Source organism: Streptomyces sp. NPDC052396 (genome assembly GCF_044593195.1).
In the GTDB taxonomy this organism is placed as follows: Bacteria; Actinomycetota; Actinomycetes; order Streptomycetales; family Streptomycetaceae; genus Streptomyces.
In genome coordinates this window covers 318583-342611 of record NZ_JBIUAW010000003.1, presented here as the reverse complement: position 1 = coordinate 342611, position 24029 = coordinate 318583, and the positions used below count along the sequence as shown (strand labels likewise).

General features: G+C 71.4%; 26 protein-coding genes. 12 read left to right on the top strand and 14 right to left on the bottom strand.

Annotation, left to right across the window (positions count from 1 at the left end; all coding sequences use genetic code 11):
• Positions 1 to 125 precede the first annotated feature (125 nt).
• Entirely contained in the window at positions 126 to 1226 is a 1101-nt protein-coding gene (gene zapE, locus ACIHFE_RS09980; protein WP_400105340.1) for a cell division protein ZapE, read from the bottom strand.
• A 70-nt stretch (positions 1227 to 1296) separates the two neighbouring features.
• On the opposite strand from zapE, the gene ACIHFE_RS09975 reads away from it, so the two are divergent.
• Entirely contained in the window at positions 1297 to 2076 is a 780-nt protein-coding gene (locus ACIHFE_RS09975; protein WP_400105339.1) for a pyrimidine reductase family protein, read from the top strand.
• Between the two features lie 171 nt (positions 2077 to 2247).
• Entirely contained in the window at positions 2248 to 2718 is a 471-nt protein-coding gene (locus ACIHFE_RS09970; protein ID WP_400105338.1) for an indole-3-glycerol phosphate synthase, read from the top strand.
• Positions 2719 to 2727: 9 nt separating this feature from the next.
• On the opposite strand, the gene ACIHFE_RS09965 is transcribed toward ACIHFE_RS09970, so the two are convergent.
• Together ACIHFE_RS09965 and ACIHFE_RS09960 are read right to left on the bottom strand one after the other, a co-directional pair.
• Complete coding sequence (locus ACIHFE_RS09965) at positions 2728 to 3411, bottom strand: ABC transporter ATP-binding protein (RefSeq protein ID WP_400105589.1); 684 nt, start codon at positions 3409 to 3411, stop codon at positions 2728 to 2730.
• A 32-nt stretch (positions 3412 to 3443) separates the two neighbouring features.
• Complete coding sequence (locus tag ACIHFE_RS09960; RefSeq protein WP_400105337.1) at positions 3444 to 4508, bottom strand: FtsX-like permease family protein; 1065 nt, start codon at positions 4506 to 4508, stop codon at positions 3444 to 3446.
• A 177-nt stretch (positions 4509 to 4685) separates the two neighbouring features.
• On the opposite strand from ACIHFE_RS09960, the gene ACIHFE_RS09955 reads away from it, so the two are divergent.
• The 4 genes from ACIHFE_RS09955 (at position 4686) to msrB (ending at position 8377) form a co-directional block, all read left to right on the top strand.
• On the top strand, positions 4686 to 5846 hold the full coding sequence (locus ACIHFE_RS09955) for a sensor histidine kinase (protein WP_400105336.1): 1161 nt from the start codon (positions 4686 to 4688) through the stop codon (positions 5844 to 5846).
• Positions 5843 to 6475 (top strand): response regulator, encoded by a 633-nt coding sequence (locus tag ACIHFE_RS09950; RefSeq protein WP_400105335.1) that lies wholly within the window; start codon positions 5843 to 5845, stop codon positions 6473 to 6475. Before ACIHFE_RS09955 ends, ACIHFE_RS09950 begins: the two co-directional genes overlap by 4 nt.
• A gap of 80 nt (positions 6476 to 6555) precedes the next feature.
• Positions 6556 to 7953 (top strand): UDP-N-acetylmuramate--L-alanine ligase, encoded by a 1398-nt coding sequence (gene murC / locus ACIHFE_RS09945; RefSeq protein ID WP_400105334.1) that lies wholly within the window; start codon positions 6556 to 6558, stop codon positions 7951 to 7953.
• A gap of 16 nt (positions 7954 to 7969) precedes the next feature.
• Positions 7970 to 8377 (top strand): peptide-methionine (R)-S-oxide reductase MsrB, encoded by a 408-nt coding sequence (gene msrB, locus ACIHFE_RS09940; RefSeq protein WP_400105333.1) that lies wholly within the window; start codon positions 7970 to 7972, stop codon positions 8375 to 8377.
• A 97-nt stretch (positions 8378 to 8474) separates the two neighbouring features.
• Here msrB and ACIHFE_RS09935 read toward each other — a convergent pair whose 3' ends face one another.
• From ACIHFE_RS09935 to ACIHFE_RS09910, 6 genes are all read right to left on the bottom strand, one after another.
• Positions 8475 to 8720 carry a hypothetical protein gene (locus ACIHFE_RS09935; protein ID WP_400105332.1) on the bottom strand — a complete coding sequence of 82 codons (246 nt, stop codon included), beginning with the start codon at positions 8718 to 8720 and terminating at the stop codon, positions 8475 to 8477.
• A 48-nt stretch (positions 8721 to 8768) separates the two neighbouring features.
• Positions 8769 to 8948, bottom strand: coding sequence for a hypothetical protein (locus tag ACIHFE_RS09930; RefSeq protein ID WP_400105331.1), 180 nt, complete (start codon positions 8946 to 8948; stop codon positions 8769 to 8771).
• A 1-nt stretch (position 8949) separates the two neighbouring features.
• Positions 8950 to 10293 carry a M16 family metallopeptidase gene (locus ACIHFE_RS09925; RefSeq protein WP_400105330.1) on the bottom strand — a complete coding sequence of 448 codons (1344 nt, stop codon included), beginning with the start codon at positions 10291 to 10293 and terminating at the stop codon, positions 8950 to 8952.
• 4 nt (positions 10294 to 10297) lie between these two features.
• Positions 10298 to 11611, bottom strand: coding sequence for a M16 family metallopeptidase (locus ACIHFE_RS09920; RefSeq protein WP_400105329.1), 1314 nt, complete (start codon positions 11609 to 11611; stop codon positions 10298 to 10300).
• Positions 11612 to 11621: 10 nt separating this feature from the next.
• Positions 11622 to 13403, bottom strand: a complete 1782-nt coding sequence (locus tag ACIHFE_RS09915) for an ABC transporter ATP-binding protein (RefSeq protein WP_400105328.1) — start codon at positions 13401 to 13403, stop codon at positions 11622 to 11624.
• A 220-nt stretch (positions 13404 to 13623) separates the two neighbouring features.
• A complete protein-coding gene (locus ACIHFE_RS09910) occupies positions 13624 to 14814 on the bottom strand; it encodes a cupin domain-containing protein (protein ID WP_400105327.1) in 1191 nt (396 codons plus the stop codon).
• A 310-nt stretch (positions 14815 to 15124) separates the two neighbouring features.
• Here ACIHFE_RS09910 and ACIHFE_RS09905 point away from each other — a divergent pair, with 310 nt between their 5' ends.
• Positions 15125 to 15247, top strand: coding sequence for a hypothetical protein (locus tag ACIHFE_RS09905; protein WP_400105326.1), 123 nt, complete (start codon positions 15125 to 15127; stop codon positions 15245 to 15247).
• A gap of 250 nt (positions 15248 to 15497) precedes the next feature.
• On the top strand, positions 15498 to 15755 hold the full coding sequence (locus ACIHFE_RS09900) for an SH3 domain-containing protein (protein ID WP_400105325.1): 258 nt from the start codon (positions 15498 to 15500) through the stop codon (positions 15753 to 15755).
• A gap of 104 nt (positions 15756 to 15859) precedes the next feature.
• On the opposite strand, the gene treZ is transcribed toward ACIHFE_RS09900, so the two are convergent.
• Both treZ and lpdA read right to left on the bottom strand, forming a co-directional pair.
• On the bottom strand, positions 15860 to 17587 hold the full coding sequence (gene treZ, locus ACIHFE_RS09895) for a malto-oligosyltrehalose trehalohydrolase (RefSeq protein WP_400105324.1): 1728 nt from the start codon (positions 17585 to 17587) through the stop codon (positions 15860 to 15862).
• Between the two features lie 15 nt (positions 17588 to 17602).
• Entirely contained in the window at positions 17603 to 19018 is a 1416-nt protein-coding gene (gene lpdA / locus ACIHFE_RS09890; protein ID WP_400105323.1) for a dihydrolipoyl dehydrogenase, read from the bottom strand.
• A gap of 71 nt (positions 19019 to 19089) precedes the next feature.
• Here lpdA and ACIHFE_RS09885 point away from each other — a divergent pair, with 71 nt between their 5' ends.
• Positions 19090 to 19974, top strand: a complete 885-nt coding sequence (locus tag ACIHFE_RS09885) for a LysR family transcriptional regulator (RefSeq protein ID WP_400105322.1) — start codon at positions 19090 to 19092, stop codon at positions 19972 to 19974.
• Here ACIHFE_RS09885 and ACIHFE_RS09880 read toward each other — a convergent pair.
• Entirely contained in the window at positions 19956 to 20438 is a 483-nt protein-coding gene (locus ACIHFE_RS09880; RefSeq protein WP_400105321.1) for an NUDIX domain-containing protein, read from the bottom strand. The genes ACIHFE_RS09885 and ACIHFE_RS09880 overlap by 19 nt on opposite strands.
• Positions 20439 to 20704: 266 nt before the next feature.
• Between ACIHFE_RS09880 and ACIHFE_RS09875 the strand changes: the two genes are divergently transcribed.
• The 3 genes from ACIHFE_RS09875 to ACIHFE_RS09865 all read left to right on the top strand — a co-directional run bounded on the left by ACIHFE_RS09875 (position 20705) and on the right by ACIHFE_RS09865 (position 22345).
• Positions 20705 to 21577 (top strand): helix-turn-helix domain-containing protein, encoded by an 873-nt coding sequence (locus ACIHFE_RS09875; RefSeq protein ID WP_400105320.1) that lies wholly within the window; start codon positions 20705 to 20707, stop codon positions 21575 to 21577.
• A complete protein-coding gene (locus tag ACIHFE_RS09870) occupies positions 21574 to 21753 on the top strand; it encodes a DUF397 domain-containing protein (protein WP_400105319.1) in 180 nt (59 codons plus the stop codon). The genes ACIHFE_RS09875 and ACIHFE_RS09870 overlap by 4 nt, the downstream gene beginning before the upstream one ends.
• Before the next feature lie 76 nt (positions 21754 to 21829).
• Positions 21830 to 22345, top strand: a complete 516-nt coding sequence (locus ACIHFE_RS09865) for a DinB family protein (RefSeq protein ID WP_400105318.1) — start codon at positions 21830 to 21832, stop codon at positions 22343 to 22345.
• Positions 22346 to 22355: 10 nt separating this feature from the next.
• Here ACIHFE_RS09865 and ACIHFE_RS09860 read toward each other — a convergent pair whose 3' ends face one another.
• Positions 22356 to 22823, bottom strand: coding sequence for a hypothetical protein (locus ACIHFE_RS09860; RefSeq protein WP_400105317.1), 468 nt, complete (start codon positions 22821 to 22823; stop codon positions 22356 to 22358).
• Positions 22824 to 23072: 249 nt separating this feature from the next.
• A complete protein-coding gene (locus ACIHFE_RS09855; protein WP_400105316.1) occupies positions 23073 to 24026 on the bottom strand; it encodes a molybdopterin-dependent oxidoreductase in 954 nt (317 codons plus the stop codon).
• Positions 24027 to 24029: the final 3 nt, after the last annotated feature.

Below are 24029 nucleotides of genomic sequence, written 5' to 3'. Positions count from 1 at the left end.
GCACGTTATCCGGACCAGGGCGCCCCATAGGGGGCGCGGGGCGGCTGTGCCATGCGGCTCCGCCGCGTGGGCGCGACCAGCCACAAGACGGCCCGCACTCGAAACGCGAGGCGCGTCCGTCCGGACTAGCCCTCCACCAGCCGCCGGGAGTCGCGCGCCAGCGCCGTCAGCCGCGAAATGGCCCGGAAGTACTTCTTCCGGTAGCCCCCGTTGAGCATCTCCTCGCTGAACAGCGCGTCAAACGGCTGTCCGGAGGCCATCACCGGCACCTCCCGGTCGTACAGCCGGTCCGCCAGTACCACCAGCCGCAGCGCCGTGGACTGGTCCGGCACCGGCTCCACACCGGTCAGGCACACCGCCCGGACCTCGTCGCACATGGCCCCGTAGCGGCTGGGGTGCACCTTGGACAGGTGGGTCAGCAGCGCGGGGAAGTCGTCCAGCGAGGCGCCCGGGACCGAGTGCGCCACCCGCTTGACCGTCTCGTCCTGGTACGGGTCCGGCGCCTGCGGCAGGCCCCGGTGCCGGTAGTCCTCGCCGTCGATGCGCAGTGGGCGGAAGTGCGCGGACAGGCCCTGGATCTCGCGCAGGAAGTCCGCCGCGGCGAACCGGCCCTCGCCCAGCTTGCCGGGCAGCGTGTTGGAGGTGGCGGCCAGCGCCACGCCCGCCTCCACCAGCTTGGCCAGCAGGCTGGAGACCAGCACCGTGTCGCCCGGGTCGTCCAGCTCGAACTCGTCGATGCACAGCAGCCGGTGGCCGCTGAGCGTCTGCACGGTCTGCTGGAAGCCCAGCGCCCCCACCAGGTTGGTCAGCTCGACAAAGGTGCCGAAGGACTTGCGCTCGGCCGGCGCCGGGGTGGCGTGCCACAGCGAGGCCAGCAGGTGGGTCTTGCCGACGCCGTAGCCGCCGTCGAGGTAGACGCCCCGCGGCCCCGGGGCCGCGACGGCCTTGGGCTCGCGCCGGAACCAGCGCCGGCGCCCGGCCCCGTCGGCCGCCGGGCCGCCCAGGCCGCCCGCGAAGGAGTCCAGGACGCGCACCGCCTCGGCCTGGCTGGGCTGGTTGGCGTCGGGGAGGTAGGTGTCGAACCGGACCGAGTCAAAGCGCGGCGGCGGCACCAGCTCGGCGACCAGCCGGTCGGCCGGCACCTGGGGGGCGCGCGAGGTCAGGGCTATCGGTCCCTGGTCCAGGGATCCGGCGTCTGCTGCGGGTGATGCGGTGGAGGACGACACAACGCTCCAGGGTAGTGCGTAATAGCGGACCCGCCGCCCGGAGCGGGGCGAGGCATGTCACACTGCCGCCATGCGACGCCTGTTCCCGTCCCCGGCCTCTGCCGCCGCCGCCGACCTCGAGGACCGCGAATGGGGGCTGGACGAACTGGCGGACGCCTACGCCTACCCCGGGACCACCGCCGAGGGCCGTGGCTGGCTGCGCGCCAATATGGTCTCCTCGCTGGACGGCGCCGCCCACCACGAGGGCCGCTCCCAGCCGCTGTCCTGCCCGGCCGACATGCGGATCTTCGGCACCCTGCGGGGCCTGGCCGACGCGGTGGTGGTGGGCGCGGAGACGGTGCGGCAGGAGGGCTACCGGCCGGCCAGGGCCCGGGAGGCGTTCGCCGCGGCGCGTGCGGCGCGCGGCCAGGGGCCCGCGCCGGTGATCGCGGTGGTGAGCGCCGGGCTCGACCTGGACTTCGGCCTTCCGTTGTTCACCTCCCCGCTGGTGCCCACCCTGGTGCTGACCGGCGCCGCCGCGCCCGGGGACCGGGTGGCCGAGGCCCGGGCGAGCGGTGCCGAGGTGATCGTGTGCGGCGAGGGGCGGATGGTGGACGTCCGGCGGATACCGGCCGTGCTGGCCGGGCGCGGGCTGACCCGGCTGCTCACCGAGGGCGGGCCCAGGCTGCTGGGCCAGTTCGCGGGCGCCGGGGTGCTGGACGAGATGTGCCTGTCGCTGGCCCCGATGATCGCCGCGGGTGAGGCGCCCAGGGTCGCCGGCGGCCCGCCGCTGCTGGTGCCCGAGCGGTTTGCGCTGCATTCGGTACTGGAGGAGGAGGGCTTCCTCTTCACCGCCTACCGAAGGATCTGACAATCGGCGGAATTCCCTGTTCCGCTTTCTGCCCGCCGGGCAGAATTGACTCTGACGCTCCCCCGAGAGCGCGGGACACAAACAATCCGGGTGCACGAGCCGGTTCATGGGGAGCACACGCAGGATGGTTTCTGTTGGGCCGGTGGCCCACGGAGGAGAAGGGCTTCCACCGTGTTCACGAGCGTATTGATGATCGAGCAGCCGCTGTCGGCGACCGATGTCGAGTTCGTCACCGGCCTGCACGACGACACCCTGTCGTTCGTGGTGCTGATGCAGCCCAGAGGCAATGAGGACCGGCTGCTGCGGGCCATTGACGATGTGGCGCTCGGCGAACTGGAACAGGCCGTGCACGAGGCGGACGAGCCGGAGGGGGAGGAGGCGCTGCGGCCGGCCGCCCTGGCCCTGGAACACTCGCTGCGCGCCCTGCGGGACGCGGGCAGCGAGGCGGTGGGCCAGATCATCGACAACCATCCGCTGGACCTGCTGCGCTCGGTGGTCGAGCAGACCCATGCCGACGAGGTGATCGTGCTCACCGCCCCGCACCTGGTGGAGGAGTTCTTCCACCGCGACTGGGCCTCCCGGGCCCGGCACAAGGTCGGCGTCCCGGTGCTCAAGCTCTACGCCCACAACGACGAGGCATAGCCGACCGGTTCAGCGCAGCCGGCCATCGGCCATGGTCAGCAGCCGGCCGGCCCAGCCGGACACCTCGCGGTCATGGGTGACCAGCACCGTCGCGGTGGCGTGCCGCCGGGTCACCTCGGTCAGCAACTCCACCACCCGTGCCCCGCGCTGATGGTCCAGCGCCGAGGTCGGCTCGTCCACCAGCAGCACGGACGGGTCACCGGTCAACGACCGGGCGATATTGACGCGTTGCCGCTCACCCCCCGACAACTGGTGCGGACGGCGATGCCACTTGGTGCTCTCCAGTCCCACCGACTCCAGCAGTTCGCGGGCCCTGGGCCGGGCGGCCCGGAGGCTCTCGCCGCGCAGCCGGGCCACCGCCAGCAGCTGCTCCTCGGCCGTCAACGAGGGGAGCAGATTCGCCTGTTGGAACACGATGCCGATCCGCTCCCGGCGCAGCCGGGTGCGCTCCCGGGCGCTCAGCCCGCTCACCTCGGTGCCGGCCACGGTCACCCGCCCGTGGTCCGCCCTCAGCAGGGTGGCCGCCACCGCCAGCAGGCTGGACTTGCCGGAGCCCGACGGGCCCACCACGGCGACCAGTTCGCCCGCCGCGACCTGGAGCGACACCTCGTCCAGGGCGGTCAGCCGACGGTCGCCGTCGGGGTAGGTGAGGGTGACGGACTCCAGGCACAGGGGGTGGGTGGCGGCGTTCATCCGGGCCTTCGACGAGGTGTTCACAGGGGCGTTCATCGGGCGGCTCCCAGAGCGGTCAGCGGGTCCACGGAGGTGATGCGGCGGACGGTCAGCGCCGAGCTCGCCAGCCCCAGCAGCACCATGGCCGCCACCGGGACGGCCACGCCGGCCGCGTCCAGGTCGAAGGGCACCGCCCGGGCGGCCAGCCGGCCCCCGAGCGCCCCCACCACGCCGCCCAGCACCGTCCCCGCCAGCAGCACGGCCAGCGCCTGGGCGAGCGCGTCCCGGACCAGATAGCCACTGGCGGCACCCACGGCCTTGAGCACGGCCACATCCGGGCGCCGCTGCACCGTCCACACCGTGAAGAAGGCCCCCACCACCAGGGCGCTGACCACCAGCAGAAAGCCCTGGATCAGGCGCAGCGTGCCATGCTCGGCGGCATATCCGTCGATCCCGTCCAGCGCCTGCTCCCGGCCGGCCGCCCGGGTGCCCCCGGCGGCGGGCCCGGACGGGCGGCCGTCGCCGGTCACCGCCAGGGCGGTGGGCTGCGGCTGATGGGTGATCTGCCGCCAGTCGGCCAGGGTGGTCCAGACGCTGGGCGCATGGCCATGGCTGCGGTCGGCGGTCAGGCCGCTGACGGTCAGCCGCCGCGCCCCCACGGTCACTTGCTCGCCGATGCGCAGCCCATGCTCCCGGGCGATCCGTTCACCCACCGCCACCTCGCCGTTCCCGGGTGCCGCCCCCGACACCAGGGGCGGCCGCAGCCGCGCGGCACTGCCGAAGACGCTCACCGAGGCCGCCGAGCCATGCGCGGTCAGCCGGGTCATGGCCACCCCGAAGGGCTCCGCTGAGCGGACGCCCGGGGCGGTGCGCCAGGCCTCGGCCTGCCGCTCGTCCACCGTGCTGTTGGCGAAGGACACCTGGGGCGCGGCCCCGGCCGGGGCGCCGAAGACGATCCGGCCGGCGGGCAGCGAGGCCACCGCCGAGGTGGCCTCCCGGGCCAGCCCCGCGGTCAGACCATGCAGAAACACCACCAGCACCGTGATCAGCATCACCACCGTGCCCATCAGGGCGAACCGCCCTCGGGCGAAACGAATGTCACGGAGCGCGACAAACAACGCAGACCCTCCCGGGCTCCTCGGACAGCAACCTCTCCACCCTCGCCCGTGGCGCGCCCGCCGCCATCAGGGCAAGGAGCGGTCCGGAGCCCGTCCGTCCGGTGCACCCCACAATCAATCGAACGGTTGACGCAGTACGGAGCGGGTGCCCGCCGCCGGACCCGTACGCTCGATCAGGTGAACCACCCCGGCCCGCTCACCGCCCACCCACCGGCCGCCGGCTCGCCCCTGCGACTGGTGCGGTACGCGCTGCACGGCGCGTTCTACGTCCTGCTGGGCGTGGGCCTGGCCACCGCCGGGCTGCCCGCCCTGGCGCCGGGCCTGCTGCTGGGCCTGGTGTACGGCCTGGGGGTGGCCCGCGAGCGGCGCCGCCCGGCCGGCTCCTGGGCACGGGCCTGGCTGGCCGCCGTCACCGCCCTGTGGCTGCTGCTCCTGCTGCTGGACCGGAGCTTCGGCTACCTGACCTTCCCGCTGTTCTTCCTCTTCCTGCACCTGCTGCCGGTGCGCTGGGCGCACCCCGCCATCGCCGCCGCCACCGGCGCGGTGATCGCCGTCCAGGCCGCCGGGCCCGGCGGCCTGACCACCGCCAAGGTGATCGGCCCGGTGGCCGGCGCCGGGGTGGCCATCCTGACCGCCTACGGCTATGCCGCGCTCTACCGGGAGAGCAGCCGGCGCCAGCTCCTGATCGACGACCTGATGCGCACCCGCGACGAGCTGGCCGCCGCCCAGCGCGAGGCCGGCCGCCTGGCCGAGCGGCAGCGGCTGGCCCGCGAGATCCACGACACCCTGGCCCAGGGCCTGTCCAGCATCGTCCTGCTGGCCAGGGCGGGGGAGGGTGCCGAGGGCGCCGAGGGCGGCCCGGCGGGCGAGCGGCTGCGTGAGATCGGGCGCACCGCCGCCGACAACCTCGCCGAGGCCCGCCGCTTCGTGGCGGACCTCACCCCGCCCGCGCTGGAGCGGGCACCGCTGCCGGAGGCACTGCGCCGGGTCACCGAGCGCACGCTGCCGGGCGCCGCATTCCGCCTGGACGGCGACCCCCGCCCGCTGCCGGTACGGACCGAGGTGGCGCTGCTGCGGCTGACCCAGGAGGCGCTGGCCAATGTCGCCCGCCACGCCCGGGCCGAGCACGCCGCGGTCACCCTCGCCTTCCACCGCGACCAGATCACCCTGGACGTCTACGACGACGGCGTGGGCTTCACCCCGGGGACCGTCACCGGCCGCTTCGGCCTGCACGGCATGCGCGAGCGGATCGCCGAGCTGGGCGGCACCCTCAGCGTGGAGTCCGCGCCCGGCGAGGGCACCGCGGTGGCCGCCGTACTGCCGGTGGGGGCGCCGTGATCCGCGTCCTGCTGGTCGACGACCACCCCGTGGTGCGCCGCGGCCTGCGCGCCCTGGTGGACGAACTCCCCGAGGTCACCGCGGTCGGCGAGGCCGCCGACGGCGCCGAGGCGCTGCGCCTGCTGGAGACCGGGCCGCGCCCGGACGTGGTCCTCATGGACCTCCAGATGGGCACCGGTATGCACGGCGTGGAGGCCACCCGCCGCATCACCGCCCTCCCCGCCCCGCCCGCCGTGCTGATCCTCACCACCTACTCCACCGACGCCGACATCCTGGCCGCCGTGGAGGCCGGCGCCACCGGCTACCTGCTCAAGGACGCGCCTCCCGAGGAACTGGCCGCCGCGGTGCACGCCGCCGCCCGGGGCGAGACCGTGCTGGCCCCGCCGGTGGCCGCCCGCCTGCTGGGCCGGGTACGCACCGGCGGCCGCCCCGCCCTGACCCCGCGCGAGACCGAGATCCTGGCCCTGGTGGCCGAGGGCCTGGCCAACCGGCAGATCTCCCGCCGCCTGTTCATCAGCGAGGCCACCGTCAAGACCCACCTGGTGCATATCTACGGCAAGCTCGGCGTGGACAGCCGTACCGCCGCCATCGCGGCGGGTCTGGCGAGCGGCCTGATCCGGTCTGTCTGAGCCGGTCTGAGACAATCACCTGTAGCCGCACCCGTGGCTCACCCGCAGCCACGCCCACCGACCCCCAGGGAGCACCGCACATGGCACCGGCCGTCCCCGCCACGATGGAACGACCGCACTTCATCGGCATCGGCGGCGCCGGCATGTCGGGTATCGCCAAGATCCTCACCCAGCGGGGTGCCGAGGTCGCGGGCAGCGACGCCAAGGACTCCGCCACCGCCCAGGCGCTCCGCGCGCTCGGTGCCACGGTGCACATCGGCCACTCCGCCGGCCACCTGGCCGCCGACGCCACCTGTGTGGTGGTCTCCAGCGCCATCCGCCCGGACAACCCCGAGCTGGCGGCCGCCGCCGAGCGCGGCATCCCGGTGGTGCACCGCTCGGACGCGCTGGCCCGGCTGATGGACGGCCTGCGGCCGATCGCCGTGGCCGGCACCCATGGCAAGACCACCACCACCTCCATGCTGGCCGTCTCCCTGGACGCGCTGGGCCTCGCCCCGTCCTACGCCATCGGCGGCGACCTGGACGGCCCGGGCAGCAACGCCCGCCATGGCGCCGGCGAGATCTTTGTGGCGGAGGCGGACGAAAGCGACCGCAGCTTCCACAAGTACGCGCCCGAGGTCGCGATCATCCTCAATGTGGAGCTCGACCACCACGCCAACTACGCCTCGATGGACGAGATCCACGACTCCTTCGAGACCTTTGTCGGCCGCCTGCGCCCCGGCGGCACCCTGGTGATCGCCGCCGACCAGGCCGGCGCCCGGGAGCTGACCGCGCGCGTCACCGGCCGTTCGGACATCGAGATCGTCACCTATGGCGAGGCCGAGGACGCGGACGTACGGGTCCTCGATGTCGTCCCCCGCGGCCTGACCAGCGAGGTCACCATCGACCTCAAGGGCCGCGAGCTCACCTTCGTGGTCTCCGTCCCCGGCCGCCACTACGCCCACAACGCCGTCGCCGCCCTGGCGGCCGGCATCGCCCTGGGCATCCCGGCGGACGAACTCGCCACCGCCCTCGGCAAGTTCACCGGCGTGGGCCGCCGCCTGCAGCTCAAGGGCGAGGCGGCCGGCGTCCAGGTCATCGACTCCTACGCCCACCACCCCACCGAGATGACCGCCGACCTGGAGGCCATCCGCGGCGCCGCCGGCCCCGGCTCCCGCATCCTGGTGGTCTTCCAGCCCCACCTCTTCTCCCGCACCCAGGAGCTCGGCACCGAGATGGGCCAGGCGCTCGCCCTCGCCGACGCCTCCGTGGTCCTGGACATCTACCCGGCCCGCGAGGACCCGATCCCCGGCATCACCAGCACCCTGATCATCGACGCCGCCCGCGCCGCCGGCGCCGAGGTCCGCGCCGAGCACACCATGGCCGCCGTTCCCGAGGCCATCGCGGGAATGGCCCGCCCCGGCGACCTGGTTCTCACCATGGGCGCCGGCGATGTCACGGACCTCGGCCCGAGGATCCTCGCCCGCCTGGAGAGCTGAGAGAGGACCCGGCCCGATGGCGTACGAGGTCGAGAAGACGGACGAGCAGTGGCGCGCCGAGCTGACCCCGGCGGAGTACCAGGTGCTCCGCCAGGCCGGCACCGAGCCCGCCTTCCGCGGTGAGTACACCGACACCAGGACGGCGGGCGTCTACTCCTGCCGCGCCTGCGGTGCCGAACTCTTCCGCTCCACCGAGAAGTTCGAGAGCCACTGCGGCTGGCCCAGCTTCTACGACCCCGCCGACTCCGCCGCCGTGGAACTCCTCCAGGACCGCTCCCATGGCATGCTCCGCACCGAGGTCCGCTGCGCCCGCTGCGGCTCCCACCTGGGGCATGTCTTCGAGGGCGAGGGCTATCCGACGCCGACGGACCAGCGGTACTGCATCAACTCGATCTCGCTGCGGCTGGTGCCGGACGGGGAGTGAGCGCCCCGGCCGCCGGCGGCCGGTGGTCCGCGGTGGAACCGGGCGTTCTCCCGGGCACAGGTGCCCGGGAGAACGCCCGGTTCCTTAGGCCGGCGACTCAGTCGGTGTCGTCGAACGCACCGTTGAACTGGTGCACCGCGAACGCCAAACGGTCGTGGCCGCCGCCGTCGTGGGAATCGTTGTCGTCCAGGTTGCCCACTGAGTGGTCGTGGGCCGACCCGCTCTCGTCAGCCGCCTGGACCACCGTGATGTCCTCCGGGTTCAGTGATTTCGCCATCTCTTCTTCCTCCTCTCCGTCACCTCGCACCCGCCGCCGGACAGCCGGCGGCAGGCCCTCGCGCACTGCGAAAGCTTGAAAAACGCGGCCGCGCCGGGGCGGGCCCTTCCGGCCTCAGTCCGTGTCGTCGCCGCCGCGGACCCGGTGGCGGCGCATCCACTCGATCGCGTCGCTGCCACCCGAGTCGTTGTGGTCGTTGTCGTCGAGGTTCCCGTTGCTCACGTCGTGGGACGCGACCGGCTCACCGGCCGACTGGACCACGGTGATGTCCTCTGGGTTGAGCGATTTCGCCATGTCAGGCCCTTCCTCCGTCGTCGGTTCCGACCGGAACCAGTCCGGCGGAGTTCAGGCTCGCCAGCAGTGGCCCGGCCTCTCCCTCCACCACCACGGTCAGGTCCGAACTGCTCAGCTGGTTTTTTGCGGCCTCGTTCACCGAAGTCCGGTCGAGTGAGGCCAGTTCTCGGTACTTCCGGGAGTGGAAGTCGTCGGTGGCGCCAAGCGACGCCAGGGCGGCGAGGGCGATGCCCACCGCCTGCGGGGTGAGGAAGGCGATCGGGAACTGACCGGTCAGCAGGGCGCGAGCGGCTTCGAACTCGTCCGCCGTGACACCGCCTCGGCGCAGGGCCTCGATCTCCTGGAGCACGGTCGCGACAACCTCACCGGCGGCCCCGGCGCTGGTCTGAGTCCGCACCGAGAAGACGCCCGACCGGCTGGTCAGCTGCAGTCCGGCGGACACCTCGTAGACCTGCCCCCGGCGGTCGCGCAACTCCCGGGTCAGCCTGGAGTGGGTGGTGCCGCCCAGGACGTGGCAGGCCACCGTCAGCGGAGCGTGCACGGAGCCGGCGTCGACCGGGACATGGTGGGCCAGCGCGATCCGCGCACCCACCGCACCGGGCCGGTCGACGACCACCAGGTCCCGGCCCACGGCCGGCCGGGGGACGGACCGCGGGGCGCCGGCCGCCACCGCCTCGCCGGATGCCGCACCCGCCTCGGCGATCGTGTCGAGGTCGATGCCCGCGAGGTCACCGGCCAGCACCAGTCGGCCCGTTCCGGCGATGTGCTGCCGGTGGTACTCGCCCAGGAAGCCGGGCGAGATCGAGCCCACCGAGGCCACCGTCCCGCGCAGCGGCACGGCCTGCCGTCCGCTGCGGTAGAGCGCCCGGGCCAGCGCGGCCTCCTGGCGCCGGCCGGGGTTCGACCAGTTCGCGGCGAGGGCGGACACCTGGCCGTCCCGGATCCGGTCGACCGCATCCGCCGCGAGCCGGGGACGGCGCACGGTCTCCGCGATGGCACGCACGGCCGGCACCAGGGCGGCGGTCGGCGCGACGGTGGCGACCAGGACGAAGTCGTCCCCCACCGTCGTGGACCAGGTGGCCCCCATCCCCTCCAGCTCGAAGGCCAGCTCGTCCCGCCCGAGCCGCTCCCCACCCTCGCGCACCGCCGCGAAGAGCAGTTGGAGCACGCCCTCCTTGCCGGCCGGCTCGTGCAGCACCCCGTGGTCGAAGAGCAGCGCGGCGTACCCGATGGGGCACCCGGGCAGGTCGGCCGCGATCAGCGGACCGCGGCGGATCACCTCGGGGAAGACATAGGGCCGCGCGACTCGGGTCGCGGGTGGCCCGGGTTTCAGGTCGACACGCACGGGATCACGCTCCTGGGTCCGGACGGAGGATCAGGACAGCCCGGTTCTCCGGCCGCAGATACCGGCCGGCGACGCGCCGCAGGTCCGCCGCCGAGACCGCGGCCAGCCGGGCCTGCCGTTCCCGGATCGCCGCCGCCTCGCCGAGCTGGACCGCATACCGCGCCAGCAGGTCGGCCCGGGCACCGAAGGGGGTGAGCGACCGGAGCCAGCCGGCCGCCAGGATCGCCTTCGCCCGCCCGAGCTCCTCATCACGCACCTCGGTGACGGCCAGTTCGTCCAGCAGCGCCTCCTGAGCGGCCAACAGCTCTGCGGCCGCCACCCCCTGACGTACCGTCATCCCGATCGCGAAGAGGGAGGATCCGCGCGCCAGCTCCCACGCGAACGCGGTCTTCTCCTCGGCGCGCGCGAGCTCCCGATTCGCCATCAGTTCCCGGTGGAACCGGGAGCCGCGACCGCGGCCGAGCACCGCGGCCAGCACGGTCAGCGCGTCATGGTCGGCGGTGTGGGCCGGCGGGATCCGGTGCAGGACGAAGACCCGCTCAGCCGACGCCTTCCGGTCGGTCACCGTCCGCACCGACCGGCCCGGCAGCGCCCAGCTCTCGACCGGAACACGCCCTGGCGGTTCCCGCCCGGCATCCCGCCCGACCTCTTGCTCGGCCCCCGGAATACCGGCGAAGTACCTGTCCGCCGCGTCGAACACCGCCTCGGGCTCGACATCGCCGACCACGGTCAGCACGGCGTTGCCGGGCGAGTAGTGGGTCCGCCGGAAGGCGTCGAGCGCGGCCAGGCCGGCCCGGTCCAGCTGGTCCGGCGAACCCATCGACGGCCGCCGGTACGGGTGGCCGCCCGGGAACACCAGGGGCAGCCCGAACTCCAGCCACAGCCCATACGGTTGGCTTTCGTACTGCTGCGCCCGCTCGTTCCTGACCACGGCACGCTGGTTGTCGAACACCTCCGGGGAGAGCGCCAGGCCGCCCATCCGGTCCGCCTCCAGCCAGAGGGCGAGGTCCAGCGCGCTCGCCGGCACGGTCTGGAAGTAGTTGGTCCGGTCCATGCTGGTGGTCGCGTTGATCTCCGTGCCGCCGACGGCAGCGAGCATGGCGCTGTGCTGACCGCGGCCGACCTGTGCCGACCCCTCGAACATCAGGTGCTCCAGGAGGTGGGCGAAGCCGTGCCCGTCGGCCGGGTCGTCGCGCGATCCGACGTCGTACCAGAGGTTGACGGCGGCCACCGGCCCCCGGGCGTCCCGGCTGACGGTGACCCGCAGTCCGTTGTCGAGCCGGTGCTCGGCGATCCCCCATGCGAAGGCCTGTGTCATGACGCCCTCCTCAGCCGCCGGCCACGGTCGCCGCCCGGGAAGCCCCGGCCAGCAGTGCGCTGTACTCGCCACCGAGGGCGGCCAGTTCCTGGTGCGTGCCCCGCTCCAGCACCCGTCCCCGGCCCAGGACGACGATCTGGTCGGCTTTCTCGATCGTGGTGAGCCGATGGGCGATCGTGATGGTGGTGCGGTTCTTCGCCAGCTCGGCCAGGGCCTCCTGGACCGCTCGCTCGGTGCGGGTGTCCAGCGCGCTGGTGGCCTCGTCGAGGAGCAGTACGGGCGGGTTCCGGAGCATCGTCCGGGCGATCGCCAGCCGCTGCTTCTCCCCACCCGAGAAGCGGTGGCCGCGCTCGCCGACGACCGTGTCGTAGCCGTCCGGCAGCCCTGCGATCAGCTCGTGGATCTGGGCCAGTTCGGCCGCCGCGACCAGTTCCGCTTCGGTGGCGTCGGGTTTGCCGAACCGCAGATTCTCGGCGACGCTCGTGTGGAAGAGGTGGGTGTCCTGCGACACCATCCCGACGGTGCGCGAGATCGTGGCGAAGTCGAGGTCCCGGACATCGACCCCATCGATCGTCACCCGGCCGGCGGTGGCGTCGTAGAGCCGCAGCACCAGGTAGCCGAGGGTGGACTTGCCGGCGCCGGTCGGCCCGACCACGGCCAGGCTGGTCCCCGCCGGAACGTCGATCGTGATGTCGCGCAGTACCGGGTTCTCGCCGTAACCGAAGGAGACGTTCTCGAACCTGATGTCGCCGCGCGCCCGCGGCAGCGGAACCGGATCGCCGGGCTCGGGCACCTCCACCGGCAGATCGAGGTACTCGAAGACCCGGCCGAAGAGCGACAGCGAGACCTGCACCGCCGTACCGAGCTGGATGAGCTGCATCGCCGGGTTGAGCAGGGACTGCTGCAGCGTGGTGAAGGCCACCAGGGTGCCGACCGTGATCGCCGCGGAACCGTGACCGCCGACCAGACCGGCGACCCAGTAGATCAGCACCGGCATGGCGGCGACCACGACCTGCAGGCCGGACTGCCGCCACCGCCCGGCCATGGTGGTGCGAACGGCGATCTCGCCGAGCGTCTTCGACTCCGCCGTGAACCGCTCGGTCAGCTGGCGACCGCGGCCCATCAGCCGCCCGAGCAGAAAGCCGGAGATCGACAGTGTCTCCTCCACCAGGGTGGACAGCACCGCCATCTGCTCCTGACGCTCCGTCGCCAGGGCCCGGCGCTCCTGGCCCACCCGCCGGTTGACCCAGATGACGAACGGCAGAAGCGCCAACGAGGCCAGCGACAGCTGCCAGTCGAGCAGCATCATCGCGGTCAGGCTGGCGGCCACGGTGGCGGCGTTGCCGACCAGGCCGGTGAGCACGCTGGTCACCACGGTGTCCGCGCCACCGATGTCATTGGCGATCCGGGACTGCACCTCGCCGGTGTGGGTCCTGGTGAAGAAGGAGAGTGACAGCCGTTGCAGATGCGTGTAGACGGCTGACCGCAGGTCGCACATGACCAGCTGTCCGATCACCGTCGACAGATAGGACTGGAAGACGCCGAGGGCTCCGCTGATCGCGGTCACCGCGATCATCGCCCCGGCCAGCAGGCTGAGCAGGCCGGTCCGACGCTCCGGCAGCGCCACATCCAGGATCTGCCGCAGCAGGAACGGCGAGGCCATGGCCACGGCCGAGGAGAGCAGCACCAGCGTCAGCATGGCCGCCACCCGGCCGATGTGCGGCCGGAACAGGGCGAGCACCCGCCTCACGGGCGCCGGGGCGGGCTTGTCCGCCCGGGCCTGATCCGCCATGGTTCTCCTCCTCCCTCCCCGCTCGGTGACGACCTGCACATGGATGACGGCAACGGCCGTGGATGACGACAACGGCCAGGGAAGGCAGCAACGGCCGTGGACGACGGCGACGACGTGGATGACTACAACGACCGGGGGTGTCAGCGACAGCCGGGAGATGTCAGCGACGGCGCCGGCAAGGCGCCGCCCGGCGCGGCCCGCCGGACGGCCCCGCCGCTCGTCAGGCGAAGGTCAGGAAGCCCTCGCTGAGCAGCTTCCGGACCAGCACCAGGCGGCCGGGCTCGTCCAGCTCGCCCGGAATGGCCGCAGCGGTCAGCGGAGCGCCACTCTCGTGGGCGGCGTACCTGACCTCGTCGGCCACATGGGCGGGCAGCCGCACGGTCTTGCCGTGGAAGGACAGATGAACCGTGTCCTCGTCCACTGTGAGGCGCCACTGCAGGTCCGGACGGCGCCGTAGCTTGGTCTCCAGGGACACCTCGTCCACGCGCTCCAGGTCCAGCAGATGCCCCTGCAGGACCGGCGCGTTGATCGCGACCCCCCGGGTGATGGTCCTCGCCACGGCATCGTCCAGTGCGAGCTTCGACGGCAGCTCGGCGGCCAGCTCCGCCACGGTCTCACGCAGCCGGCGCTGGATCTCCGCGCTGTTGGTGAAGCCCATCGGCAGGCCGGCCCGGTACTTGACGTCCGTCTCGACCAGCTGCTGCATGGCCTCGGCCAGCACGTTCGCCCAGAGGATCGGGTGCACTCCGATGGTCAGGTGCAGAGAGGCCTCGTCACTGGCGGTACCGGCGTGCACCGTCCCGCGCGGCAGGTACAGCACGTCCCCGGCCCGCAGTTCGAACTCCTGGGCCAGTGCCGGCTCGGGCTGGGATCGGTCGAAGGGCTGGGAACGCAATGGCAGCGCCAGCGGGGACTCGAAGAGCTGCCACCGCTTGCTTCCGTACACCTGGACGATGAACACGTCGTGGGTGTCGTAGTGCGGCGCGAAACCACGCGAAGTGGCCGGCGTCAGATAGGAGTTCACCTGGATCCGGGCGCCGATCTCGGAGCCGAGCGAGCGCATCAGACGGTTCATCGACGCGAACCGGTCCTGAATGGAGTTCATGACGATGGTGGCGCCATCGCGGTACCGGGCGTACACGGACTCCAGCGCGGTTGCCGAGCTGCCGGAGCCCAGCTCCGACACCGGTGTCTCCTTGCCGTCCTGCACCACCCGGAGATGCTCCAGGTTTCCCCCTGCGAGGCTGAGTACCCGGTCGTACTCGGCGAGGGTCATGAGCTCGGCGTAGTAGTCCGGGTCCTCCCGCTGCACCAGAAGCGGCTTCCGCTCCCAGTACTCCTGCCGGAAGGCCGCCGGGTCGACCGGGTGGAGCAGCCGCGCCAACTCGAAGGGCTCCGCCCCATTCGCCACATCAGCAACACACGTTAATTTGCTCATCGTTGTCCCCCTCAGGATCAGCAGTTCCGACGCTATCTGAGGGCCTGGTAGAACTGTCAACGAATCAGATCTGGGACCCAGCAGGAGGATTGACCCGTTTCGTTGCACCCGGTTCCGCCGCCGGCCATCCCCTTTGGGAACGAACGGCGACATTTTCATGTGAGGCACGTCATAAGGCCAAGGCGGTTCACCTCCACGAAGGGCTGAAGGCGGCGCCACACCGGGCCCTCGTTCTGGGCCCGGTGCTCGCACAGGCCGGGCGTCCAAGAGGAGGCCGGACGCGATGGACGCCTGGGTCGCGCTCGCCGCGGCGAAGCATGGCAGTGCGGTGATCTGCACCATCGCCCTTCAGTCCTGGCGCGGCACCACCGCGCACTCGCCGGGCAGACTCGTCCAGGGTGCTTGACGGGCCACGACCCGATGGCCCAAGTGCTCACCCGCACAACATGAGTTCCGTCAGCTGCGAAGAGCACGCACGCACGGACGCGCTAGGATGATCATGAAAAGCGGGGGTCTGCGCGACCCCCTCGTCCTGACGGCCCGTCATGCCCTTTGGTGCAAACCACCCGGAGGGGAAGAAGGCGGCGATCAGGTTCAGTTCATTCGGGGAGATATCTGTGAGTTCTGCTGTACGCGGCAAGCGTGTCCTTGCAACGGTGGGTCTCGTCGCGGCGCTGGTAGCCGGCGGTGCGACGCTGGCCACCCCGGCGTCTGCCGACGATGTGTACGGCCACTGCACCACCGGCGGTGTGCGTCTGCGCTCCGAGCCGAGCACGAATGGCGCGGTCCTGGGTCAGTGCGACCCCGGTGAGCGGCTGGGGGCCCGTGACGAGTCGGGCTCGTGGATCAAGGTCTACGACTTCGACAGCGGCGTCACCGGCTGGATGTCCAAGCAGTACTACGCCTGGGGCTAAGTCAAACCGAGGGCCGCAACTGCGGGCCTGTTGACGGGGCGTTATGTCAAGAGCGGGGTGGCCTGGATACCCAGGCCACCCCGCTCTTGCCGTGTGATCGCCTGTCAATCCTGACGCAGCACCGCCGCGCACTCGCCGGGCAGACGTAGCACCCCGTCCGCGCCCGGCGCTTCGACCGGGCGCCACGCGGCCAGAACCCGCGCACCGGGCGGTGCCGGGATCTCGGCCGGGCCGGGGCCCGGATTGGCCGAGATCAGGAGTGGTCCCCGGCGGAAGGTCAGACAGTGGGCCGGGACCGTGGTGGGGGACATGTCGGACCAGTCCGGGGATGCAAGGAAGCGCTCCGTGCGCCGGAGGGCGAGCAATTCGCGGTACCAGGCAAGCAGTTGGGTATGCGGAGGACGGCCCGGCTCGTCCCAGTCCAGGCAGGACCGCTCCCATGTCGCCGGGTCCTGAGGATCCGGCACCCGCTCCGCCGGCCAGCCGTGGGCCGCAAACTCCCGGCGGCGGCCTTCCCGTACGGCCCGGGCCAGCTCCGGATCCGGGTGGTCGGTGAAGTACTGCCAGGGCGTGCGCGCCCCCCATTCCTCGCCCATGAAGAGCATGGGGGTGAAGGGCGCGCAGAGGACGAGCGCGGCCGCGCAGGCCAGCAGGCCGGGGGAGAGATGGGCGGAGAGGCGGTCGCCCAGGGCGCGGTTGCCGATCTGGTCGTGGGTCTGGGCGTAGCCCAGCAGGCGGTGGGCGGGGACGGCCGAAGGGGTCAGCGGGCGGCCGTGCGGGCGGCGGCGGAAGGAGGAGTACGAGCCGTCGTGGAAGAAGCCGCCGCGCAGGGTCTTGGCCAGGGCGTACGCCGGGTCGGCCGCGAAGTCGGCGTAGTAGCCCTGGGATTCACCGGTGAGTGCCGTGTGCAGGGCGTGATGGAAGTCGTCGTTCCACTGGGCGTGCAGCCCGAGCCCGCCCTCGGCGCGCGGGGTGATCAGCGAAGGATCGTTGAGGTCGGATTCGGCGATCAGGAACAGGGGACGGCCGAGCCGGGCCGCCAAGTCGTCCACGGCGGCCGAGAGTTCGGCGAGGAAATGGGTGGGGCCATGGTCCACCAGGGCGTGCACCGCGTCCAGCCGCAGCCCGTCCAGCCGGTAGTCGCGCAGCCAGGCCAGCGCGCTGCCGATCAGATAGGCGCGCACTTCCGCCGAGCCGGGGGCGTCCAGGTTGACGGCGGCACCCCAGGGGGTGTGGTGGGTGTCGGTGAAGTACGGGCCGAAGAGGGGCAGATGGTTGCCGGAGGGGCCGAGGTGGTTGTGGACGACATCGAGCACGACGCCCAGGCCGAGGCCGTGGGCGGCGTCAATGAAGCGGCGCAGGCCGTCCGGTCCGCCGTAGGGTTCGTGGACGGCCCACGGTGCCACCCCGTCGTATCCCCAGCCGTGCCGGCCGGGGAACGGGCAGACGGGCATCAGCTCCACATGCGTGATGCCCAAGTCCGCCAGATGTCCCAGTCGTTGGGCGGCGGCGTCGAAGGTTCCCTCGCGGGTGAACGTGCCGATGTGCAGTTCGTAGAGCACCGCGCCCGGCAGGGGACGGCCCGCCCAGGCGTGCCGCCAGGCGAAGTCGGGGGAGAAGGGCGCACTCAGCCCCTCCGGCCCGTCCGGCTGGCGCCGCGACCGGGGGTCGGGGAGCACGGGGCCGTCATCCAGGGCGAACCCATAGCGGCCGGCGGGCGCGGCACCGCACCACCAGCCGGCGCGGGCCGGATCGCGCTCCAAGGGGTACGCCCGGCCCTCCACCTGCAAGGTCACCCGTGACGCATACGGCGCCCACACATCGAACAGCACAAGGCGAGCCTTCCCTCACCGCTGCTGGTGCAGTCCCCGGTCGCCCAGCGAGAGCATGACCTCGCCGACCGCCTCGGACAGCGTCGGGTGCGGGTGGATGTGCTGGGCCACATCGACGGCCTCGGCGTCCCAGCCGACGATCAGCTGGCTCTCCGCGATCATCTCCGAGACATGCGGGCCCACCAGATGGACGCCCAGCACGCGGCCGTCCCGGTCGGCGATGGCCTTCACCCCGCCGGTCTGCCCGTGCACCATGCCCTTGGCCACCGCCGCCAACGGCATGGTGGTGCACAGCACTTCATGGCCTCGTGCCCGGGCCTCCGCCTCCGTCAGACCCACCGATGCGGTCTGTGGGCTGGAATAGGTGACGCGCGGTACGGCCGCGTAGTCGACGGGCCGCGGTGTACGGCCCGCGAGGGTCTCGGCGACCAGCAGACCCTCGGCGAAGGAGGCGTGCGCCAGGCCCGGCGACGGCAGAGGCAGCAGATCGCCCACCACATGGATGCCCGGTACGGAGGTCTCCAGCCGTGCCCAGTCGGCCGGGGCGACGAAGCCGCGCCCGTCCGTGGCGAGCCCGGCCGCCGCGAGGCCGAGACCGTCGGTGACGGGGACCCGGCCCACGGCCACCAGCAGCCGCTCCACGCCGAGTTCGAGCGTCTCGCCGCGCGCGGTGCGGACCGTGGCCCGTACACCGTAGTGGTACGGGCGTGCGTCCTCCAGCCGCGCGCCGGTGTGCACCTCGATGCCCCGCTGTGTCAGCCCGCGTCGCAGGAGGCGGCTGATGTGGTCGTCCTCAAGCGGCAGCAGCCGCTCGGCCGCCTCCACGAGAATCACCCGGGCTCCCATTGAGCGGTGCAGCGAGGCGTATTCGACGCCGATCGCGCCGCCGCCCAGTACCAGGACCGAGCCCGGCAGACCGGGTGCGAACAGTGCGTCGTCACTGGTGACGACGGTCGACCCGTCGGGCTCCAGTCCCGGCAGGGTGCGCGGGCGCGAACCGGTGGCGAGCACGATCCCGCGCCGGGCCCGCCAGCCGTCCCCGGCCTCATCGCCGGAGTCCACCCGGACCGTCCGGGGGCCGGTGAGCGAGACCGAGCCGCGCACGACGCGTACGCCCGCGTGCGTCAAGTGGCCCTCAACGCCACGGTGGTTGCGGGAGACGATGTCGTCACGGGTCGCCGTCAGCGCGGACCAGTCCACGGAGTCGAGCGTGGCCCGCACCCCCCACCGCTCGCGGGCCTCGGTGATGCCGTCCACGAGCTCGGCCGCATGCAGCATCGCCTTGCTCGGGATGCAGCCCCGGTGCAGGCATGTGCCGCCCACGAGGTCGCGTTCCGCGAGGACGACATCGAGCCCGAGCCCTGCCGCGCGCAGCGCGGTGCCATACCCGCCCGTGCCGCCGCCGATGACGATGACATCTGTCTCTTTCATGGCTCGACCCTCCGCCCACCAGGGACGATGAGTCCAACGCAATTTCTCGATCAAGCCGATGAGGGATGTTCATGAGCTTGCGGCAGATGGAATACCTGGTCGCTGTTGTGGAGGAGCGATCCTTCACACGCGCCGCCGAGTCGCTCAACGTCACCCAGTCCGCGCTGTCGCACCAGATCAAGGCGCTGGAACGGGAGGTAGGCGGACGGTTGTTGGAGCGGTTGCCCCGGGGCGTCGGGCTCACGCCGATGGGGCGTGCGTTTCTGCCGCACGCCGAACTCGCGGTGCGCAGCGCGGGCCAGGCGCGGCGGGCCGCCCGGGCGGCGGCCGGGTCCGAGGGCGGGGAACTGCATATCGCGACGCTGCACGCGCTGGCCGTCGGCATGCTTCCGCCGGTGCTCGCCCGGTGGCGCATGACGTTCCCGGACGTCCTGCTGCACCTCCATGAGTACACCACCACTGAGGAGTTGCGGGACGGCATGGAACGCGGCGTCGCCGACATCGGGGTCGGCCCGCGGCCCGAGGCATGGCCCGGGCCGGTGGTGTCGCTCGGCGACGAAGAAATCGTCATCGTCACCTCCGCCGGGGATCCCCTCGCCGGGCGGACGGATCCGGTCCGCCTGACCGATCTGGCGGACCGTGCGTGGGTGCGCTGTCAGCTCGAACCGAGAGTGCATGGGCAGCGGTGGCTGGACTGGGCCTGCGCACAGCATGGTTTCCGCCCTCTGACCGCGCTGGAGACCGAGCACTCCTCCACGGCCGTGCGTATGGCGGCGGCCGGCGTCGGCATCGTGGCCGCGCCGCTTCCGATCGCCGATACGGTCGGGGGAGCGGTGGCGGTGCGGGTCTCCCCGGCGTGGCGGCGTGAACAGACGGCGTTCTCGCGCATTGAACTCATGGGAGTTGCGGGGGAGTTCGTGCGTATGTGCGGGGATGTCTACACGGCGGCGGCGTAGGCGGGGCGCCCGCCGTGCAGTTCGGCGCAGGTGCCGATGCGGGAGGCGTAGAGGGCCGCGGTGATGCGGTGGGCCTGGTACGTGGTGCAGTGGGTGTGCAACTCATGCTGCGTGAGCCACTTGTACGCGGCCAGTTCGGGGGCGTCGGGGAGGCGGACGGCGGTGTCGTCCGGGACGGTCAGCGTCTGGTAGACGAAATCGATCGTCGGCGGTGCGTAGGTGCGGGGGTCGCGCGGCGTGAAATCGGTGAGTACGAGCCGGACGGGCGTCAGCGCCAGGCCCGTTGTCCGCTTGCCCTCGCGAACCATGGTCTGCCACGCCGGTTCGTCCTCCCACGCGGTGCCGCCGGGCAGTTGGAAGTTCCGGCCGGCGTCCGGGGCGCCCTTGCTGTGCGGCGATACGAGCAGCACCTTGCCGTCGCCGTTGAAGATGAGGGCCAGCGCACGGATGCGGGGTGAGGGCATGGGGGCGCCTTTCGGGTTGCGCGGGGTTTGGGCTCACTACCGAACGTATTGGGTTCGGCCGTTCAACCAGCTTGGCGCGTGGGAAAGTTGGCCTGCAAGCCACGGCGACACTATCGCCGAAAGTGGCATATTCGACGTGCAGGGCACGGGTTTTTGCACGGTGGGCATGGGGTATCGGCCAGCAGGCACGGGTACGTGCGAGCTGGGTACTCACGCCTCCGGGCAGGGCGCGAGCGCTGCCGAGCCCGGCGCGGAAGGGTTCACGGATGGCAGTGAAGACAGGGCCAACACTTCGGAGGGTGCAGCTCGGTAAGGAGCTGCGCAGGCTCCGGGACCGGGCCGGTATGACGCCCGCCCAGGCGGTCGAGGGGCTGGGCTTCAGCGAGACGAAGCTGTGGCGGGTGGAGCGGGGGCTGACGAGCCTGGACAAGGTCCAGGACCTTCGCAATCTGTGCGAGCGGTACGGGTTGGAGGTTGAGGAGGACATCGAGTTTCTGGTGCAGATCCAGCGGGATTCGCTGAGCAGGGACTGGTGGACCCCGTATCGGACTGTCATGCCCTCCGGGATGGCCACGTTCGTCGGTTTGGAGCGGGACGCGCGTCGGATCCGGGCCTGGGAGCCAGGCGTGGTCTACGGGCTGTTGCAGTCGGAGCGGTACGCACGAGCGATGTTCGAAACCGCCAAACCGGTTGAAGAAACCACGACTGAGTTTGTGGAGCGCAATATCCAGCTCCGCATGGAGCGAAAAGAGGTCATCACCAGGTCTGAGAAGCCTTTGGAGTTGTGGGTCATCCTGGGTGAGGCCGCACTGCGGCAGGTCTTCGGAGGCCCGGACGTCATGCGTGAGCAGTACGCACTGATTGCCGAGCTGGCGAAGCTCGACAATGTAACCGTGCAGGTTGTGCCTTGGGCCACTCCCACATACCGTGCCAGCAGGAACTTCATGCTGGTTGAGTTCGAGCCTCCGCTTCTCACGACGGTGGAGACGGACGACACCAAGTCGGTGAACATGGTGGACAAGGAAACCGAGGTCTGGGCGTACACCCGCAGGTTTGACGCCATGGCTGCGGGGGCCTTGGGGCCGGGCGAGACGCCGAAGTTTTTGGAACAGCTGGCAAGAGAGCAGGCGGAGTCATGAACGCAACCTTCTGGTTCAAGTCCTCTTACAGCCGCGAGAACGGGGACGCATGCGTGGAGATCGCGGCGCTGCCCGAAAAGGTCGGCATACGCGACTCCAAGAACCCGGCCCTCCGGGCCATCACCGCCCCCCCCCCCGCCTGGCAGGCGTTCATCGCGGAGCTCCGCAACGAGTAGCGCGCTCACCCCCGCACCGCAACGCCCCCGAAAATCCAGGTGCCCCCTCCCCACCGCCCCGGTAGCCTGCGCAGCCATGGCATCGGAACTGGAACGCCCCCCGCTGCAAGCGGACGAACGGACCGCGCTCATCGGCTGGTTGGACCTGCAGCGGCAGATCCTGCGCTGGAAGTGCGAGGGCCTGAACGACGAGGACGCGCACCGCGCGGTCATCCCGACCTCACCGGCCATGACGATGGCGGGCCTCATCGCCCATATGCGCTGGGCCGAGCACACCTGGCTGGAAGTGCTGTTCCTCGGCGGCGACGAAAAGCAGAACCCGGCGTTCGACGAGGCGAGCGACGACGCCGACTGGCACACCGACGGCCGCCCCCTCGCCGAGCTCCTCGCGGAGTACGAGGCCCAGTGCGCCCGCGGCAACGAGATCGTCGCCGCGGCGTCCCTGGACGACATCGGCCGCCACCCCGACTTCCGGTCCGGCGGCGCCAACCTGCGCTGGATGCTGATCCATCTCATTGAGGAGACGGGGCGGCACGCGGGGCACGCGGACATCGTCCGAGAGCTTCTCGACGGCACAAAGGGCTACTACTGAAGGTTGTCCGTCAGTACCAGAGCTGGTACTTGTTGTCGTTGTTCCAGCCGCCGGGGCCGAGGTAGACCTTCTCGCCGTTGCTGTCGAGGTAGAGGCCGGTCTGCTTGTGCTGGAGTTTCCAGGAGGAACCGGTCCAGCGCTCGTACCAGCGCTGCCAGTCGTTGTTCGGGGTGCAGGGCTCCACGTACACGCTCAGGTTGGAGAACGCCGCCAGGCAGTAGCCATCCGCCGGATGCATCAGCCATGTGTCATCGTCGCTGTTGTGTTCCTCGTTCCAGACATTTCTTGCCTCGCACGAGTCGACGTCCACGCCGTTGGGCGTTCCCTTGATATCGACGTTGAAGTAGAGGCAATTGCCGGACGGCCGGTGGCGCCAGGTGACCCTGCCATCGGCGGATGCGCTGGTGGCGCTGCCCAGGATCAGTCCCGCTATGGCGGCCGCGGTCACAACTGCGGTTCGTACACGCTTGATTGACATGGTTTGGCTTCCTTTACACCCTGAAGCAGGAGATGCTTGGCGATCAAGCTTGGGGGCCGGCGCGGATCTGATGCAGCGATCGCGTCCGAAGGCTCTATGGCTCCTCGCAAAACGTAGCGCGTCACTTCACCGCGACCGGTGCCGTACTGCACAGTGACGGCGGAGACCCGGTGCCGAAGTGCACAGCGAGCCGCATTGCCGCTGTTCAGCCGGTGTACCAAGGGAACTCGGGGGATCCGCTCGCCGGGGTCAGCACACCGCCCCGGAACCGGATGGCCGCACCTCAACGGTGATCTCGTGCACCGAGTTGCGCGCACCGGGCGGCGGCTGGATCCGCCCGTCCCGGTCCGTGGCCCGGCAGCGGATGCGGTGCGTACCGGGGGCCAGCGTCCGGGAGAGGGAGAAGGGCTGCCAGGCGAGATCGTCACCACGCGGCCGCAGCGCGGCGGGCTCCCAGGGGCCGGAGTCCACCGAGACCTCCACCCCGGTTACCTCACTCACGCTCCAGGCCCGGCCGCTGATCTCCACCCGGGACGTGGTCAGGTGCTCCCCGTCGAGGGGGGACAGCAGCTTGCTGTTGACATCGATCTCCCGCACCGGCACCGGAGTTGTGCCGCCGGGCGGCACGCGGGTGTAGAGCCGGGTGGTGAACATATGCTCCGGCCGGTGGTCGGCGAGCACAATACGGCTGAGCCACTTCACCGAGTTGGTGCCGAACATCCCCGGCACCACGGCCCGCAGCGGAAAGCCATGGCGCGTGGGCAGCGGTTGTCCGTTCAGCCGGTAGGCGAGCAGAACATGCTCGCGGGCGGCTTCCAGAGGCAGGTCCTTGAGAAAGGTCAGCCCGTCCTCGCCGAGGAAACTCCCCCGGTCCGCCCCCTCGAACCAGATGTGCCGCGCCGAGTCCCGCGGCATCGCCCGGTCCAGCAGGGCGGCCAGCGGTATCCCCGTCCACTCCAGATTGGCCACCGCCCGGGTGGGCACCTCGGGCGAGAAGGGGTTGCCGAAGCACTCATGGACCACCGTGCGGCGCAGGGCGGGCAGGGCCTCGATATCGGACAGGCTCAGCCGCAGCGGACGGTCCACCAGGCCCTCCACACTGAGCGTCCAGCTACTGGCATCGATCTCCGGCACATTGAGGTGTTTGCGGAAGAAGATTCGGTCAACAGGGGTCACAAAGGTATCGGTAAGAACAGGATCCATCCC